13 protein-coding genes and 1 pseudogene are annotated in these 16745 nt (G+C 72.7%); 6 read left to right on the top strand and 8 right to left on the bottom strand.

The window, feature by feature from the left end:
* Positions 1-60 precede the first annotated feature (60 nt).
* The gene (locus OG247_RS40695; protein WP_327256993.1) at positions 61-2331 is read right to left on the bottom strand and encodes an MMPL family transporter; all 2271 of its coding nucleotides are present in this window, start codon (positions 2329-2331) and stop codon (positions 61-63) included.
* 175 nt (positions 2332-2506) lie between these two features.
* Between OG247_RS40695 and OG247_RS40690 the strand changes: the two genes are divergently transcribed.
* Both OG247_RS40690 and OG247_RS40685 read left to right on the top strand, forming a co-directional pair.
* Positions 2507-3679 carry a sensor histidine kinase gene (locus OG247_RS40690; RefSeq protein WP_327256992.1) on the top strand — a complete coding sequence of 391 codons (1173 nt, stop codon included), beginning with the start codon at positions 2507-2509 and terminating at the stop codon, positions 3677-3679.
* A complete protein-coding gene (locus tag OG247_RS40685) occupies positions 3654-4316 on the top strand; it encodes a response regulator transcription factor (RefSeq protein WP_327256991.1) in 663 nt (220 codons plus the stop codon). Before OG247_RS40690 ends, OG247_RS40685 begins: the two co-directional genes overlap by 26 nt.
* Positions 4317-4357: 41 nt before the next feature.
* Here OG247_RS40685 and OG247_RS40680 read toward each other — a convergent pair whose 3' ends face one another.
* The 4 genes and pseudogenes from OG247_RS40680 to OG247_RS40665 all read right to left on the bottom strand — a co-directional run bounded on the left by OG247_RS40680 (position 4358) and on the right by OG247_RS40665 (position 8587).
* A complete protein-coding gene (locus OG247_RS40680; RefSeq protein ID WP_327256990.1) occupies positions 4358-5932 on the bottom strand; it encodes a multicopper oxidase family protein in 1575 nt (524 codons plus the stop codon).
* Positions 5933-6013: 81 nt separating this feature from the next.
* Positions 6014-6331: pseudogene (locus OG247_RS40675) on the bottom strand (2'-5' RNA ligase family protein); the annotation flags it as partial.
* A gap of 16 nt (positions 6332-6347) precedes the next feature.
* Complete coding sequence (locus tag OG247_RS40670) at positions 6348-7739, bottom strand: M1 family metallopeptidase (protein WP_327256989.1); 1392 nt, start codon at positions 7737-7739, stop codon at positions 6348-6350.
* Positions 7740-7930: 191 nt separating this feature from the next.
* Complete coding sequence (locus tag OG247_RS40665; protein ID WP_327256988.1) at positions 7931-8587, bottom strand: lysophospholipid acyltransferase family protein; 657 nt, start codon at positions 8585-8587, stop codon at positions 7931-7933.
* 198 nt (positions 8588-8785) lie between these two features.
* Here OG247_RS40665 and OG247_RS40660 point away from each other — a divergent pair, with 198 nt between their 5' ends.
* On the top strand, positions 8786-9193 hold the full coding sequence (locus OG247_RS40660; RefSeq protein WP_327257806.1) for a ribosomal maturation YjgA family protein: 408 nt from the start codon (positions 8786-8788) through the stop codon (positions 9191-9193).
* Here OG247_RS40660 and OG247_RS40655 read toward each other — a convergent pair.
* Both OG247_RS40655 and OG247_RS40650 read right to left on the bottom strand, forming a co-directional pair.
* The gene (locus OG247_RS40655) at positions 9190-10815 is read right to left on the bottom strand and encodes a serine/threonine-protein kinase (RefSeq protein ID WP_327256987.1); all 1626 of its coding nucleotides are present in this window, start codon (positions 10813-10815) and stop codon (positions 9190-9192) included. The two genes, OG247_RS40660 and OG247_RS40655, sit on opposite strands and share 4 nt — an antisense overlap.
* Positions 10816-10912: 97 nt before the next feature.
* Complete coding sequence (locus OG247_RS40650; protein ID WP_327256986.1) at positions 10913-11635, bottom strand: DUF4232 domain-containing protein; 723 nt, start codon at positions 11633-11635, stop codon at positions 10913-10915.
* 246 nt (positions 11636-11881) lie between these two features.
* Between OG247_RS40650 and OG247_RS40645 the strand changes: the two genes are divergently transcribed.
* The 3 genes from OG247_RS40645 (at position 11882) to OG247_RS40635 (ending at position 15742) form a co-directional block, all read left to right on the top strand.
* Entirely contained in the window at positions 11882-12394 is a 513-nt protein-coding gene (locus OG247_RS40645; RefSeq protein ID WP_327256985.1) for a hypothetical protein, read from the top strand.
* A gap of 128 nt (positions 12395-12522) precedes the next feature.
* Positions 12523-14214, top strand: coding sequence for a peptide-N4-asparagine amidase (locus OG247_RS40640; protein ID WP_442813538.1), 1692 nt, complete (start codon positions 12523-12525; stop codon positions 14212-14214).
* A gap of 493 nt (positions 14215-14707) precedes the next feature.
* Positions 14708-15742: a helix-turn-helix domain-containing protein gene (locus OG247_RS40635; RefSeq protein WP_327256984.1), complete on the top strand. Its 1035-nt coding sequence runs from the start codon at positions 14708-14710 to the stop codon at positions 15740-15742.
* Positions 15743-15748: 6 nt separating this feature from the next.
* Here the strand turns inward: OG247_RS40635 and cynR are convergent, their stop codons facing one another.
* Positions 15749-16657 carry a transcriptional regulator CynR gene (cynR, locus tag OG247_RS40630; RefSeq protein ID WP_327256983.1) on the bottom strand — a complete coding sequence of 303 codons (909 nt, stop codon included), beginning with the start codon at positions 16655-16657 and terminating at the stop codon, positions 15749-15751.
* Between the last annotated feature and the right edge of the window lie 88 nt (positions 16658-16745).

Here is a 16745-nt window from a genome sequence, read left to right as displayed (position 1 = left end):
TCGATATGCCCCTGGGTGACGCGCTGAGGTGCCGGACGCCCAGGGCGGGCAGGAGTTGAGTCAACGGTCACCCAGCCGTGGACGCGGGGCCTCATCCGTGGATTCCGCGTCGGTGTCGTACGTGCCGACCGGGCCGCGGGGAAGCATCCGGTCCAGCCACTTCGGCAGCCACCAGTTGGTCCGGCCGAGGAGTGTCATGGTCGCCGGTACCAGCACCATGCGTACGACCGTGGCGTCGATGAAGATCGCGGTGGCCAGGCCCAGCCCGAACATTTTGGTGGAGGGGTCCTCGGCGACGGCGAAGGACAGGAAGACCGCCACCATGATGAGGGCGGCCGAGGTGATGATCCGGGCGGTGCGCGAGATGCCCTCAACGATCGCCGTGCCGTTGTCGCCGGTGCGCAGGTACTCCTCGCGTACGCGGGAGAGGAGGAACACCTCGTAGTCCATCGACAGGCCGAACAGGATGGCGAAGAGGAACATCGGGATGAACGACACGATCGGAACCGTCGCTTCCAGCCCGATGAGTGCGCCTCCCCAGCCCCACTGGAAGACCGCGACCATGATGCCGTAGGCCGCGCCGATGCTCAGCAGATTCAGCAGTACCGCCTTGAGCGGTACGAGTATCGAGCGGAAGACCAGCATCAGCAGCAGGAACGACATCGCCAGCACGACGGCGACGACCACCGGCAGGCGTTGGCTGGTGCGTTGGCCCACATCGGACAGGCTCGCGGCGGCGCCGCCGACGTGGGCCCTGGCCGGGCCGTGCCCGATCGCCGTGGGCAACACGTCGGTGCGCAGCCGGGCGATGGTGTCGGCCGTGGCCTTGTCCTGAGGGCTGGTGGTCGGGAACACCACGAGGGTCGCGATGCCGGTGGCCCGATCGATGTGCGTCGGCGCGACGGATGCGATGCCCGGATCCGCCGCGACCGCCTCGACGAGTCGGTCCAGCACTCCCGGATCACCGGTGGGGTCCGCGGCGATGACGAGGGGACCGTTGACGCCCGGGCCGAACCCCTCGGCGACGAGGTCGTAGGCCCGGCGCTCGGGACGGCTGTGGGGCAGTGAGCCGTCGTCGGGCAGGCCGACGCGCAGGCCGAGTACGGGCAGCGTCGCGGTCAGCAACAGCCCCGCCGCGCCGACCGCGTACGGCAACGGGTGCCGGCTGACGTGCCCGATCCAGCGACGCCAACCGGTGGCGTGGGCGGCGCCTGCCGCCGGGTCCCGCCGCCGTGCGAGTCGGCCCGGCTTCCTGGTCTGCAGAGCCCGGCCGATCCGGCCGGCCCGGGCCAGGCGCGGGCCCGCCGCGCCGAGGAAGGCCGGCAGCAGCGTCACCGACGCGAGCACCATCGTCAGGACGACGATCGAGACGGCAAATCCGCCCACCGTCATGAACGGCACGTTCGCGACCGCCAGGCCGAGGATCGACACGACGACGGTGCCGCCGGCGAAGACCACCGGCCGCCCCGCCGTTGCCACCGCTCGTCCGGCCGCCGCCTGTGGATCGAGCCCGCACGCGAGGTACTCCCGGTGCCTGGCGAGCACGAACAGCGCGTAGTCGATGCCCACTCCGAGCCCGACCATGCTGCCCAGGACCGGTGCGAAGGTGGGGACCTCCGTCACCCCCGCCAGTACCGTCATCGTGGCGACCCCGACGGTCAGCCCGAAGACCGCCATGCCGATCGGCAGCGCGGCGGCGACGAGCGAACCGAACGCCAGGAACAGGATCGCGGCAGCGGCGAGGAGGCCGATCAGCTCGCTCGCGCCGCCGTCGGGGTCGGAGAAGGCGTAGAAGAGGTTCCCGCCCATCTCGATGCGCAGCGGCAGCTCGGCGCGCAGCCGGTCGCCGAGATCGACGAGGGCGTCGAGGTCTTCGGCCGACAGCCGGCTCTGGTCGGGGTACTGCACCCGGACGACCGCGATCCGCCCGTCGGCCGAAACGAGGCCGCCGCGCACGGCGGTGTCCCCGCTCGTGTCGAGCGCCCCCGCCGGGTCGCTCGTGCCGAGCACGTGCGGCAGCCGCTTCACCTCGGTCTGCAGCCGCGTGAGAGCGGTGCGCGCGCTGTCGTGGTCGAAGAACGTCGCACCGTCGTCGAGGGGGGTGACGACCACTTGGGCGGTCATCCCCTCCTGGCCGGTACCTGCCCGCTCGATCAGTTCCGCGGCCCGTTGGGAGTCCAGTCCCGGAGCGGTCATCGAGTCCGCGGTCCGCCCGCCGAAGGCGACGGCGGCGAGGACGGCGAGCGTGGCGGCGATCAGCCATGCCGCGATCACCCGCCAGGGATGGCGGGCGGCGCTTGCGCCCAGGCGCAACAGGGATTTCGAGAGCATCGGGTCCTCCAACCACCTCGTCGGCCGTCCTTGTACGGCCGACAATGCCGAGGCTCGTCGCCACGGCGCTCCGCGGCATCGGCCCGCGGGCCGCGGATCCGTCGTCCCCGGGGTGGAGTGACGACCCGTCCTTTCGGCCGATGCGCGGCACGCCGCGGTCCCTAGGCTGAGAATCGTGCTCCGAGACGACCTGCGAACCCTGTGGACCGAACCCCGGCCGCCCGACGCGCCCGCCCGGGTGTGGCGGGACTGGGCGCTGCTCGCCGCGGGCCTTGCCGGTGTGGCGTTGGAGGCCATCCTGCGCGAGAACGTCGTGTGGCGGCCGGTGGCGGTGGTGCTCACCGTATGGCTGTGCCTGCTGCCCCTGTGGCGCCGGACCCGCCCGCTGGCGATGGTGACGCTGGCGTTCGGCTCGGTGAGCCTGCTTCCGGTGGCCTCGCTCGTCGCCGCACCGCGCGAGCCCGTCGGCCTGTACACCGGCGCGGTCGTGCTCGTGCTCGTGTACGCGCTGCCCCGGTGGGGATCGGGACGCGAGATCGTGCTGGGCGACGCGGTGATCCTCGCGGTCGGCGCGCTGTGTGTCGTCACGGACGGGACCTCGGTCGTCGAAAAGGTCGCGGCCTTCGTCGTCCTCCTGCTGCCCGGCGTGGTCGGGGCCGCCGTGCGGTTCCGGGTGACCGCTCGCGAGCGGCAGTTGGAGCAGGTGCGCTCCCGCGAACGCGAGCAGCTCGCCCGGGAACTGCACGACACGGTGGCCCACCACGTGTCGGCCATGGTGATCATCGCCCAGGCGGGCCGGGTGCTCGCGGGCACCGACCCGTCCGCCGCCGTCGAAGCCCTGGAGGGGGTCGAGGAGGAAGGGGCGCGCACGCTGGAGGAAATGCGCGCCATGGTCGCCGCGCTGCGCGACCGCGGGGTCGGCGCCGAGCTGGCGCCCCCTGCCGGAGTCGCGGATCTGGAGCGCCTGATGCGCACCCCGGGTGGTCGCCTCAGGGTCGACCTGGGGCTCGACGGCGAACTGGACGCGCTGCCCCCGGCCGTGGACGCGGCCGTCTACCGGATCGTGCAGGAGTCGGTGACCAACGTGCTGCGCCATGCGGTCGACGCGACCGAGCTCGTCGTTCGGGTCGCCGCGGAACGGCACACGGTGCGGGTGAGCGTGCGCGACAACGGCCGGCGCACCGGCCGGGGTCGCGACGGATACGGACTTACCGGACTACGCGAGCGCGCGACCCTGCTTGGCGGCACACTACGAGCCGGGCCGGGTACCGACCGGGGCTGGCATGTCGAAGCCGAACTGCCGAGAGCGAGGAGCGAGAGCGGTGTCCATTCGCGTCCTCGTCGCTGACGACCAGACGATCATCCGCACCGGGTTGCGGATCATGCTGAACGCCCAGCCCGGCATCGAGGTGGTCGGCGAGGCCGCCGACGGGCGGGAAGCGGTACGCCTGGCCCGCGAACTACGCCCCGACGTCTGCCTGTTCGACATCCGCATGCCCGTACTCGACGGGCTCGAGGCCACCCGGCTGATCGCCGGCCCGGGCGTCGCCGACCCGCTGGTCGTGGTCGTCATCACCACGTTCGACCTCGACGAGTACGTCTACGGCTCACTGCGTGCCGGCGCCCGCGGATTCCTCCTCAAGGACACGGGACCGGAGCTTCTGGCGCAGGCCGTACGGTCGGCGTCCGGCGGTGAGGCGCTCATCGCGCCCAGCGTCACCGTCCGTCTGCTCCAGGCATTCGCGGACCTGCCCGCCGGCCGGCCCGTGGCCCAGCCGGTCTCCCCCGTCACCGCCCGCGAGGAGCAGGTGCTCCTCGCCGTCGCTCGCGGGCTGACCAACACCGAGATCGCCGATGCACTGCACATCAGCCTCAGCACGGTGAAGACGCATCTGGCCAGCCTGATGGCCAAACTCGGCGCCCGCAACCGGGTCGAGATCGCGATGTGGGCCTACGAAACGCGCCGCATCCTCCCCGGAACCTGAGCCGGGTGTCGGGCCATGTCCCATGAGTCCCCGCCGGGACATCAGTACGCGCCCTGGTGCTGATGTGCGCCGGGCGCGGGCGGGAGCTTCGGGGTGGGTGCCGGTCCGCCCGGGTCCACCACCGTGAACTGGCCCATCATGCCCTCGTCCTCGTGATAGAGGAGGTGGCAGTGGTACATGTACGGGGTGTCCGGGTCAGCGGGGCCCTCGAAGCGCATGGCTATGCGGACCGTCGCACCGGACGGGACGAAGACGGTGTCCTTCGGCCCGCGCAACGGCGGTGGCGGGGCGGCGCCGTTGATGTCGAGTACGCGGAACTGGACGTCGTGGACGTGGAAGTTGTGCGGCATCCCGTCGTTGTTGCGGAGGGTCCAGGTCTCGGCCGTGCCGCGGGTGACCGTCTCGTCCACCCGGGACATGTCCATCTTCCGGCCGTTGATGCCGGACATCTTGAGGTCGAAGGAGCGGCTGCGCACCGAGTCCTCGCCGGTGGGGAGCGTTGAGGCCGCCAGCGCCCGCGGAAGCTCGGCCGACGGTCGAAGGGTGGGCGCCCCGCGCAGCTGCATCACGTCGAAGGAGTCGTCGCCGCCCCCGAAGCGCTGGTTCCAGAAGTCCAGGCCGGCGTCCAGGGGATACGAGCGCAGTACCGTCCGCTCGCCGGGCCGTATGCGTACGACGACCTCCGCGCGCTCACCCGGCGACAGGCGCAGGCGGTCGGTGGTGTGCGGTGCTTCGAGGAGACCGCCGTCCGAGGCGATCTGCCGGAACGCACGGCCGTCGTCGAAACCGAAGGTGTAGACGCGGGCGGTGGAGGCGTTCAGCAGGCGCAGCCGGACCAGTTCGTCCTGGACGGTGACGTATGGGTCCAGGGTGCCGTTGACCATCGTCCGGTCGCCGAGGAAGCCGACGTTGCGCATGAGCTTGTGACCGTGGTCGAACTTCGCGCCGTCGAAGGAGACGTCCTGCACGATGACCGGGATGTCGTCGACCCCGTACGTCTTGGGCAGGGGCAGGGCCGTCGACTGCGCGTCGTCCAGGAGGAACAGGCCCGCGAGGCCACGCTGAACGTGCGACTCGGTCGCGCCGTGGGGGTGCGGGTGGTACCAGAGCGTCGAGGCCGGCTGCGACACCGTCCACTGCGGGGCCCAACTGCCGCCCGCCGGGACCATCTGGTGCGGGCCGCCTTCCATCGCGGCGGGCAGGTGCATGCCGTGCCAGTGGACGGTGGAGGCCTCCGGCAGGGCGTTGGCCACCTTCACCCGGACCTTCTCCCCCTTCGCGGCGCGGAGGGTGGGGCCGAGGTGGCTCCCGTTGAACCCCCAGGTGGGGGTCTTGGTCCCGGGGGTGAACTCGGTCTCCCCCGTCTGCATCCGCAGGTCGAAGACGCGCGTTCCGTCCGCGTCCACGGTGGAGGCGGCGAGGGGCGGTACCGCGAGGGCGTTGCGGAAGTCCACCGCGCCGACGGTGGACACCTTGGCCCCGGTGTAGAGCCAGGTGAAGAGCACGCCCATGACCAGGGCGAAGCTCGCGGCCAGCGACCCGACGATCAGCAGCGCCCGCTTCCAAGGCGACATCCGGCGCTTGCCGCCGGTCCCGTTCTTCCCGTTCCTCCACATGCGAACGACGCTACGGACAGCGCTCGCGCCGGACATCGGGGACCGACCCGGGACCGACCCCGACACCGCCCCCGAGAGGGTTCAGGGGCGGTGTCGGGGTCGGTCTCCGAGCGCGTACGACGCCCGCGGCTGCCACCGCGTGCCGTCGTGGACCATGAGCTCGACCGACGAGACGCGGGAGGTGAAGGGGAGCCTGCCGCCGAGGTCGGCCTCGATCTCCTCCAGGACGGCGTCTTCCTGGCCTTGGGCAATGGTCAGGTGCGGCACGATCTCGGCGAACCGGCCGCCGTAGGGCGGAGTCTCGGGCCACCGATCGGCAACCGCCTCCGTGAGCCGGATCAGTGGCGATGCGGGTTCCGGAACGAGATACAGGACCTCGGGAAGCCGTCCGCATTTCTCGAACCGCCGGACGCGGTCAGTGGATCCGGTGTTCCGTCCAGAACGGGGTGAGGTCCTGGGGCGTCGCCGCCTGGGCCGCTCGCTTGAAGTCCGTGGTGGTGGAGACGCCCAGCCAGTGGTCGCGGACGTAGCCGCGCAGCATGGCCGTCATCGCCGGGGTGCCCAGGGAGCGTTCCAGGTCGTGCAAGGCGCAGGAGCCGCGGTGGTAGACGACTCGGACGTACTCCGATCGGTGGCCGTCCGCGTAGTAGGCCATGGAGTGGGTGAGGGCGGCCGTCTCGCTGGGCCAGGCGCCCTGGTCCTCCCAGCAGGTGGTGGTGTCCCCGCCGTAGTACGACTGGTTCGCGTACTGGGCGAAGGATTCGTCCAGCCAGGGTGACGCGAACTGGTCGTTGCCGACGATGCCGTAGAACCACTGGTGGGCGATCTCGTGGACGACGGCCGACCCCTCCGGCTCGGTCCAGAGCAGGACGAGGCCCGGGAACTCCATGCTGCCGAACTCGTCGAGGTTGTCGCTCATGACGAGGTCGAGCTCGCCGTAGGGGTAGCGCCCGAAGCGCTTCCCGAACTCGTCGACCGAGCCGACGGCGTCCTTCAGGTCGGTGGCGACGCCCTCGGGGGAAGTCGCGGCGGTCCAGTACGCGTTCAGCCGTACTCCGCCCGGCGTGGTCACCGTCTTCGACAGGAAGGGGCCCGCCGCCCATGCGAAGTCCCGTACCCCGTGCGCGACGCTGGTGCTGACCGTGCGGCCGGGTGCGCCCGCGCAGCGGGTGGTGGTGCCCGTCGCGGGGACGACGAGCGCGCTGGGGTGGTCGAGGACCACGCGGAAGTCACCGGTCAGGGTGTGGAAGCTCTCGCCGAAGCCGACGTCCGGATCGAGGTGCCGGCCCTGGGCGTCGCGTACGGACAGCAAGGGCAGCGCGTTGCCGAGGTAGCGGTGCGCGCCGTCCTTGCCGAAGCGGTGGACGCGGCCCGGGACAGTGATGTCCACGTCGAAGGAGATGCTCGTCCGCGCCCCGTACGGGAGCGGCGCGGGCAGGTCGATCCGCAGGGCGGTGCAGTCGACGGTGAGGGGCCGCGGGATGCCTCCGGTGACCCGGCCCACCCGGACCGGGGACGGCGCCTCCCGGGTTCCGCAGCCGTCGGCGCCGTTGCCCCACAGCCTGACGTCGACCGAACGCAGGGCAGTGCGGGCGGAATTGCGGAAGGACACCGTCTGGCGGCCGGTCCAGTGCGAGCCGTCGGTGTCGCCGCGCAACGACACCTCGTAGGAGGGACGGTCGGGCGTCGCCGCCGGCGCGGGGCCCGCAGGATCGGGAGAGGCCTCGGCCGTGGCCGTCTGGGAGACGCAGAGCAGGACGGAAGCGAGGGCGAGCAACAGGGCCCGCCGGAACCTGAGCGAGATCATGGCAGGCACGCTAGAACGTCCGTACGCCCGGACGGGCGAGTTCCAGCGCACTCGCCACGGACTCCCCTGCCGAGGGGCGTACGCATGGGCCGAGGAAGGCCGAGTGAGCTCCAACGCATGTGCGGTGTAAGTCGGTTGACCCGTCGGGCGAAGGAGCTTCCACGGTCAGAGGTCAACTCGGCGGCCTCTGACTACGGCGCGCCGACTCCGGCGAGCCCGGACAGTGCGGTCCGCCAGGCCGAGGTGACCGCCCCGTGGGCCGCGGCCGTTGCCTCGGCAAGGCCGTCCGGCAGGAACAGGGGCGCGCCCACGTGGACATGGAGGCGTGGCCGGCGGACCGGGGCCGTGAGGACTCCGGCGAGCTGCTTGGCCGTCGTCCCGGAGCTGACACGGCGGGCGCCTGCCTGACCGACGGGGCGGACGGGTGCTCCCGTGGCCAGGGCGAGGCGGGCCAGGCCGGTGCGGAAGGGCAGGGGCGCGGCTTCCCCGGAGTCGCGGCGGGCGGGGATCCCGCCTTCCCCGTACATCAGCACGCAGCGCCCCGCCGCCAGTGCCTCGGCGGCATCGGCGAGGGAACGCGCCGCGCGGGCCGTACCCCGGTGGACCGGGATGTGTCCTTCGCGGGCGAGTGCGCCGCCGAGCACCGGGACCCGCCACAGCCCGGCCGTGGCCATGATCACCGGGTCTACGCCGAGCCGGCGCAGGGCGGCGACCACGATGACGGGGTCGGCCAGGCTGGTGTGGTTGGCGGCCAGGATGGTCCCGCCGACGAGGGGGCCCGATGTGTCCTCGGAGACGGTCATCCGCCCGAACACCGGGGCCAGGGCGGCGGCGACGTGGCTGATCATGGAATCGAACCTCCGGGGGTGTGCGGTCTTCGTACCCCCAGCGTGTCGGCCGCCGCCCGGTCCGGCATGAGTCGCCCTACTCAACCCGCCTGGGTACGAGGCCCACCCGGCCCCCTCCGCTCCGCCGAGGTCGCGGGAGCTGAGACCTGGGATGACGGGTGGCGGCCGTCTGGCAGGGTGGTCCCCGTGACCATCCCCATGCCTGCGAGCGGTGACCGTGCCGGACCTCTCCGGGCCCGGACCCGTCTCGCGGCAGCCGCCGCGGTGGTGGTGACCGTCGGCGCGGGGTTGGGCCTACGGGCCGTGGCGACGGGGGACCCGGCGAAGTACGGCGGAGACGCGCTGTACACCGTACTGATCTTCGCCCTCATCGTGCTGGCCCTGCCGCGGGTGACGGCACTGCGGGCTGCCACGGGCGCTCTCGCGGTGAGCTGGACGGTGGAGTTCCTCCAGCTCACCGGAGTGCCCGCGGGGCTCTCCCGGCACAGCGCGGTCGCCCGGCTCGTCCTCGGGTCCACCTTCAATGCGCCCGACCTTTTCTGGTACGCGGTCGGGGCGGCCGTCGGCTGGCTCGCCCACACCGCGGCGGGCCGCCTGTCGCGTTAGCCGCTGCGGGTCAGCGCCTCGGGGGCGCCCGCCGACTGGGCACCCTCGACCTCCAGCTTCAGCCGGTCGGGCTCCGCCAGGGTCAGTACGTAGAGGTTGCCGCTGGGGCAGTCGAAGGTGGCCGCGGGGTCGGTCGGGTGGCTGGTCACTGCCCCGAAGACCGCCCTGTCCCCGCTCGTCTGCCGCAGTTCCAAGGCCTCCGTGCACCCCAGGTTCCGGCCGGTGCCGGTCTCCTTCACCTCGCTGACCTGCCGGCCCACGAGGTCTCCGACGGACCCCGCGTTCAGTGTGACCGTGACGGAGAACTCGCCCGTCCTGGCCCTCGAGACTCCGTCCGCGTCGGGTGTCCCGGGGCCTGTGCCGGTCCACGTTCCGACCCACGACGGCGAGAGCGCCGACGCCGACGGCGATGCGGACGGGGTCGCCGATCCGTCCCGGCCCCCGCCGCCGCCCCCGCTCCAAGGCATCTTGATCACGAGGGTGGCCGCGACGACGAGGGCGGCCGCACCAACGGCCGCCCCCGGCACCCAGGGCACGCGTCGCGGCCGGGCGGGAAGGACGGAGGACAGTGGCGGTGTCGCCGCGAACGCGGCGGGAGGTGCCGGAGGAGGCATGGGAACGGACACGGGCACGGGCACGGCCACGGGTACGGGCACGGCCACGGGCATCGGCATCGGCATCGGCATCGGCATCGGCATCGGCATGGCGAGCGGCTCGGACGCGGCGAGGATGCGGCCCAGCTCGGCCTCCCGGCGGCTCGCCTCCGCAATCAGCGCAGGCGGTAGCACTCCGCTCCATTCCCCTCCTGCCGCGCCGCCGACCCCGGCCAGCACCTCGTCGGCGGTCGGGCGCTCCTGCGGCTCCTTGGCCAGGCACTCCCCCAGCAAGGAACGGAGCCCCTCGGGAACTCCGCCGAGGGCGGGCTCGTCGTGCACGATCCGGTAGAGGAGAGCGGGGAGCGCCGGCTCCTCGCCGTCGGCGAGGAAGGGGCTGCGGCCGGTGGCCGCGTGGACGAGGACCGCCGCGAGCGAGAACACGTCCGCCGGGGCCTCGGCCACGGCTCCGGTCGCCTGTTCCGGCGCGAGGAAGCCGGGCGTGCCGATGACCGCTCCCGTCCGGGTGTGGCGCGGGTCGTGCACGGCGCGCGCGATGCCGAAGTCGATGAGGAAGGGCCGCTCCCGGCCGAGGAGCACGTTCCCCGGCTTGATGTCGCGGTGGACGACGCCCGCCGCCCGTACGGCCATGAGCGCGGCGAGGAGTTCCCGGGCCAGGCTCCGCAGGGCCGGCTCGGTCAGCGGTCCGTGCCGGTGCACCCACTCGCCCAGGGAGGGTGCGGCGACGTACTCCGTGGCGAGCCATTGCGGGGACGACCCGGGAGCGCTGAAGTCCACGACCGAGACCGTCCACGGGGAACGTACGCGGTCGTTGGCGCGTATCTCCCGCGCGAAGCGGTCGGCGAAGTCGGGATCCCGGCTCAGTTCCCGGTGGACGGTCTTCAGTGCCAGCGGCCGGCCGGACGCCGTGCGGGCCAGGAAGACCTCGCCCATGCCGCCCTCGCCGAGCCGTGCCAGCAGGCGGTACCCACCGATCTCCGGCGGGTCGCCGGGCCGCAGTGACTCCACCGACTCCCCCTGTCCACAAGGCCGTTGTCCGCACGCTCCGGGGCGCACGGACCGACCGGTGGAGTCACTTTAGAGGACGGCCCGGGGTGCCGGATCGTCAGGACGACATGATGAAGCGCAGGGCGAGACCCGAGGCGGTCATCCAGTGGGTGACCTTCGCGAAGTCGTTGTAGTACACCGTGTCGACACCGGGGAAGGCGACCTTGACCGGCTCGCCCAGCTTGCTCCCGAGCTTGCGGTCCTGGAGCTGGACGGTCATGGTCTTCGCCGGCGCCTCGTCCATGGGACCGTTGAGCAGCAGCGCGGCGTACGTCTCCTTGCCCGGGGCGATGGTGGAGAAGGGCTCTCCGGGGGTGGGGGCGCTCTCCTTGATCTCGGGAACCAGCCGCTGGGCGTTCCCGAGCTGGATGAGGGGATAGCGGTAGACCTTGCACGTCTTCTTGCCGGTGTTGGTGAGGGTGAGGAGGATGTGCCGGACGCCCTGGCCCTTCTCGTCCTCGGTGCTGGAAGTGATCGAGACCTCGCCCGGGGCACAGAGGGCGATGGCGCCGTCGCCACCGCCGCCGCCGCCGGTGCCGGTCGCTCCCGGGGTCGGCTCCGCCGAGGGCGTGTCGCCGGGCTTCGGCGTGCCGGTCGCGCCGGGCGTGGCCGAGGTGCTCGGCGTACCCGGGCTGCTCGGCCGGGCCGTGGGCTTGCGGTCGTCCGGCCCGTCGCCCCCTTCCGGCGAGCATGCCGCGGACGCGAGCAGCGCGGTGACCGTCGCGGCCCCGATGACGTAGGACTTCCAGCCTCTGCGGCTCGTACGGACGGCAGTGTTCATGGTGTTCCCCCGTTGTCGGCCCTGCGCGGCAGCCGGCCTTCGTGGCCTCCGCCTTGCTCCGTACCGGCACCCAGGCCGGCCTGCATGAACGGATTTCCCTCATCCACAGCGTCTCAGACGTCTGTTACGGAGCAGGGACAAGATCGGCACGCTTCGGTCCAGAAGACCGGACGTGGGCGATGGAGCAGGCGGCGGGCGGATCGTTCGATCTTGTGTCGAACGGCCGGATGTCCCTACGGTGGTCCGATGGGTCTCTTCGACAAACTCACCGGCACCCAGCACCCCGACAGCGGTGTCGCGCCGCGTTCCGCCGAGGAGGTACGGGCGGTCCTGCTCGGGCTCTTCGGGGCGGACGCGCCGTACGTCGTGCGCGGGGGAGCCCCCGAGGGCGCCGACCTGGTGGCGGAGTGGCGCGTCCGGGAGCCCGCGTGGCACATCTTCTTCGCCCGTACCCGGATGAGCCGCGTGCTCCAGATCCACCTGCGCCTGGACCCGGTCGCCCACGAGGTCCGCAGCATCGACCGGCAGTTCGAGGTCACCTGGCTGGGGGGCACGCCCCGGCTGGCCCCGTCGGCCGGGGCCGCTCGCGGGCAGGTGACCACGGTGTCCTGGCGCCGGAAGGTCGAGCGGGGGGCCGACGGCGCGCTCGAGGCCGCCGAGGTGTTCCGCTTCGACGGCTCGGACCTGAAGGACCCGCTCCGCGAAGCGGTCCTCGGCGCGGGATGGTCCTGGCGCGGTGTGGTCTTCGGGAAGCTCTGACGCGGGCGGCGCGGCGCGACGCCGGAGCGGCGGGATCCGCTGCCCGCCACCTCTCGGCGACGGGATCCGGCCAGGGCCGGGGCACGGCTCTGGCGCCCCCGCGCCGGGCCGGGTTTCACTGCGGGCCCATGAGACGACACAGGTTCACGGGCGCGCTGGGCGCGCTCGCCCTCGCGGCCGCCACCCTCACGGCCGCGGGCCCGGCAGCGGCGGCCGGACCCGGCGGCGCGCCCACCCCGGCCTCGGCCCCCGCACCTTCGCCGACGGGCGCGCAGCCGCCACCGCCCTCCGAGTTCGGAACGGACTGGCACGATCCGCTCACCGCCGCCCCGCCCGTGGCCCGGCCCGCGACGCGGTCCTGCGAAGTGGCCCTCGCCGAGGCACAGTTCCGCGACTTCACCCCGTACCGGGGCGGTTACGCGCCTCCCACCGCCTGCGGTCCGGCGGACTGGGCGAAGGTGGTGCTCCGTCTCGACGGCAAGGTCAAGGGGCGCCAGTACGACCGCCTCGGCCACCTCTCCCTCGGCGGCGTGGAGCTCTTGCGCACCTCCACGCCCCAGCCCTCGCCGGACGGCATCGCCTGGTCCGTCGAAAAGGACGTCACCCGGTACCGCGACACGCTGAGCCGGCCGCAGCCCGTCGAGATGCTCATCGGCAATGTCGTGAACGACACCTACACCGGTGTCATCGATGTCAAGGTCACCCTGACCTTCTACGCGGCCGAGGACGCCGCGGAAGCCGGCCGCACGCCGGACCGGGTCGTCCCACCGGACCGGGTCGTCCCGCTCACCACCCCGGCCGTCACGCTCCCGCGCAATACGGAGCGCCTCCTCGCCGAGGTCTACGCCACGGGCTCCGGCGGCGGCTGTGAGGAGTACTGGTACCTGAGCGCCCCGGACCCCGCCCCGTACTCCTGCGAGGCCGCCGGCGGCCCCCACCGCGAGGTCCGCATATCCGTCGACGGCAGGCTCGCCGGCATCGCCGCACCCTTCCCGACCGTCTGGACCGGCGGTTGGTCCAACCCGTTCCTCTGGTACGTCACCCCGGGCCCGCGCGCCTTCGACGTGCAGCCGCTGCGCTACGACCTCACCCCGTACGCCGCCCTCCTCAACGACGGCCGTCCGCACCGCATCGAGGTCTCCGTCGCCGGAGTTCCGGCCGGGCAGAGCGGCTGGAGCACTCCCACCAATCTGCTGCTCTGGCAGGACGCGGGCCGCGAGGTGGTCGGCGGGGCCCTGACCCGCGAGGAACAGAGCGATCCGGCCAACTCCTCGCGCTGGACGCCCGCGGCGCCGGGCGCCGAGCACCGGGTGGACACCGAGGCCGGGCACCGGCTGACCGTGGCCGGGTACCTGGACACCTCCCACGGCCGGGTCACGACCACCGTCAGCCGCGCGGTGCACCTCGGCTCCGTCCACCGCTGGACCGAGGGAGAGGACCGCGACGCGCTCACCGCGACCTGGACCGACGAGGAGAGCGTGACGCGCGGGGCCGTCACCACGCGGACCAGCCGGACGTACACCATGGACGGTGAGACCACGCTCGGTGCGGGCGACCGGCTCCGCACCGTCATCTCGCTCGGCGACCGCGCGGACACCGTGGTCCTGCGCGGCGGACGGGAGACCGGCCGGTCCCGGCTCGACGACCGGTACACGGGCGACGCGACCTACACCGCGAACGTCCCGCGCGACCAACGGCACGCGGTCGCCACCACCTCCGCCCGCTACCGGCTGTACGGAACCGGGGTGCCGGGCGGCTGCTACGACCGCACGGTGGCCACGGCCCAGGGCACCGTCACCCAGGACCGCCGCCGCTGCTGAACACGGCCTCCCCGGCCGTCACGCGTCCAGGGTCAGGCCGCGGAAGGAGGCGGGCCGGACATGGTGTCGGCCATCAGCCGGCCGTCGTAGGGCAGGGTCGTCGGCGGGCAGGGTCGTCGGCGGGCAGCGGCGGGCGGGACCCGTCGGCCTCGCGCCGCACCGCGTAGGCGGGGTGGTCGCCGCTGTCGCCGCGGCCCCGCCGGTCGTCTGTCCGGCGCCCTGGGCGCGGAGTCCGGGGTCCGGGGTCACGCTCCCGGGCGGCCGGATCGCGAGCCCCCCACCCCCGTGGGAGGGCTTCGCTCCGTCCGTGCCGTCCGTACCGTGCGGGAACGATCGCCACACTAGGGCCCGGCAGTTCACCTCCTCCATGGCCGCACGCGCCGGCAAGGGGACCGACCGCGCCACGGGGGGACCCTGTGCGCCATGTTGGGGACAGTAGACCCCTCACCCCCACGATGACCTGGTAATTCACGCTGGACTATGCTCTGCCGCTGTGGTCTCGCACGCACATCAGGGGACAACCTCCTCCGCCCTCGCCCGTCTGAGCGCCAACGTCGCGCAGCTGGTCGGCATACACCCGCGCGGATACGCCCACTTGCCGGGCATGGCGCCCCAGCACCTCAACGACGACCTGTGCCGCACTCCCTCGGCGACGGCCATCCGGATCGCGGAGCTCACGACGGTCCACGCTCCCTGGACCGAGATGTCCGTGCTGCTGGCGCGGGAGTCGGGCATCGGCACTCTCGGGGTCTGGGACTACCTGATCACGTCCGCGCCCACCCCGCTCGAAGGAATCCGGGACGCCGCGGCCTACTTCGCCACCGTCGCCGACCCCCTCACCGACGGCATGCGGATCACCGAGGACGGCGAACGCGTCACCATCAGCCACGTCAATCGGGCCGACATCACCCACGAGGCGGCCTGCGGCATCCGCGGCTACGCCCTCGGCCTGTACCGGCGCCGGCTCGGCGAGGCCGCGGGGCGGTGCCTCGTTCCCCTGCGCGTCTCCCTCGCCGCCCGGGCGCCGCTGCGGCACGACGTCCTGATCGAGCTCTACGGAACCCGGAACATCGAGTTCGAGGCCCCGGACAGTTCGATCACCTTCCTCGCCGCCGACCTGAGCGCCCCGACGCCGCACGCCCAGCCCGGGCTGTCGGCCGTGCTCCGCCGGCACGCCGAGCAGACTCTCGCCGGCGCGATCCCGCTGCACGACTGGCTGGATCTGTTCCGTACCGCCCTGGCTTCCGCCTACGACGAGGGTGCGCCGACGCTGTCCTCGGTGGCGCAGCGCATGACCGTCAGCGCGCGGACCCTCCAGCGGCGCCTCGAGGAACACGGCACGACGTGGAGCGAGGAGGTCGAGACCGTGCGCCGGGACCACATCGCCCGGCTGCTCCACGACAGTGACCTCAGCGTCGACTCGATCGCCGCCCGGAGCGGCTACGCAGACGCCCGCGCCCTGCGCCGGGCCGTCAAGCGCTGGTACGGCACCACACCCGGCGCCCTGCGCCGCGCCGGGCGCGTTTGAGGATGCTCAGGCCGGGGTGTAGCCGCGGGCCCGGACGTGGTGGTGGGCGAGCCGGATGAAGGCGCCCGCGGCGAAGCTCCGGTAGGCGTGCTCGCGTCCGAGGAGGGCGACCGTGCGGGTGGGCAGGGCCGGTTCGAGGGGGACGGGGGCGAGATGGGGGTGGTCCTCCGTGACCGCGTCGGGCAGGACGGTCGCGAGGTCGGTGCGCCGAACGATCTCGGTGAGGGTCTGGACCGAATTGGCCTCCACCGCGATGCGCGGCCGTACCCGGTGGCCGGCCAGGTAGGTGTCGATATGGCCTCGGGTGGCGAAATCTCCGCTGAGCAGCGCTAGTTGACGGTCCCCCACATCCGCTACGGGCAGGGGTGGTTGCGGGTCGGAACCGGCCGGGCGGGCCGCGGTGACGAGGCTGAGGGTCTCGGCGTACAGCGGGGTCGCGGTGATGCCGGGCAGGTGCGGCCCGTCGAAGGCGATCCCCAGGTCGAGTTCGTCGGCGAGCAGGCCGGCCTCGATGCGGTCCTGGGCCATGTCCCTGACGTCCAGGGTGATGCCGGGGTGGCGGGCGTGGAGTTCCGCGGCCAGCGGCCCGACGAGGTAGGCCGTGAAGGTCGGCGTCACGGCCAGCCGGAGGTGGCCGCGCGCGAGGTCGGCGACGTCGTGGACGGCACGTTCGGCGGCGGCGAGGTCGCGCAGGGCCCGGCGGGCGTGCTGGACGTAGGTTTCGCCGGCGTCGGTGAGGCGGACGCCGCCGCGGCCCGTACGGTCCAGGAGCTGGACGCCGACCATGCCTTCGAGCTGCTTGATCTGCTGGGACAGGGTCGGCTGGGAGATCCGCAGTTCTTCGGCGGCTCGGGTGAAGCCGGCGTGTTCGGCGACGGCGAGCAGGTAGCGCAGGTGACGGAGTTCCAGGGCCATGGAACCGAGTATAGATGGCATCTATAGCAGACATGGTCAATGCGTCTTGGACGCTATAGGTGCAGGTCGTGCATGGTGGATCTCGTCG

Origin of the sequence: Streptomyces sp. NBC_01244 (assembly GCF_035987325.1) — a bacterium.
Taxonomy (GTDB): domain Bacteria; phylum Actinomycetota; class Actinomycetes; order Streptomycetales; family Streptomycetaceae; genus Streptomyces.
Note: the sequence above shows the minus strand (reverse complement) of the source record. Positions and strands in the feature narration are given on the sequence as shown.